A 564-nucleotide genomic window follows, 5' to 3' on the forward strand; every position below is an offset into this window, starting at 1 on the left:
TCCACCCCAGCGGCTCTCCACGACTTGCTGCCGTGTGTGACCTGGTGGCGTTTGAGGGCCGAGCGATCAACTCCCTTTGCTTCCAGCTCCTGGTAAAGCTCCTCCTTCTTCGGGATCGCACCGAGCTTGCCGATGAGGTCACAGAACTTGCGGATGTTGGTCAGCTTGTTCTGGATCGTTGAAGCACTGTGACCCAACTCGTTCGCCCAGTACACGACCAATGCCATGGCATGGCTGCGCCCGATCTGATCAATGCGCTGAATGGGCATCCTGACTTTGCGCAGATCCTGAATTGCGTTCTTCAGCGTGCGGCCGAACGAAGTCTCTGTCCGATGGGAGACTTGGCGCACGCGCCCGTTCGATGCCTGCAAGTCCAGATCGTGCAGAAATCGCGTCATCTGCCGCAAGGGGTCGTTGGGGTGGGCATTGATGGCTTCTTGCGCCCGCCCTGCGGCACTGCCCGGACCGCCTCGGGTCAGCGACTCCGCACGCGACTTTGCTCGGAACTTCTTTCCCGGCCCGTTGCTGTCTTTGTCCTTCATCTTTCTCGCTCCATGGGTTACT

At 59.6% G+C, this 564-nt stretch carries 1 pseudogene; it reads right to left on the bottom strand.

The annotated features are described in order from the left end of the window. A pseudogene (locus ACTIF6_RS26840) lies at positions 1-542 on the bottom strand (hypothetical protein); the annotation flags it as partial. Between the last annotated feature and the right edge of the window lie 22 nt (positions 543-564).

The organism is Hydrogenophaga sp. (assembly GCF_051860785.1).
In the GTDB taxonomy this organism is placed as follows: domain Bacteria; phylum Pseudomonadota; class Gammaproteobacteria; order Burkholderiales; family Burkholderiaceae_C; genus Hydrogenophaga.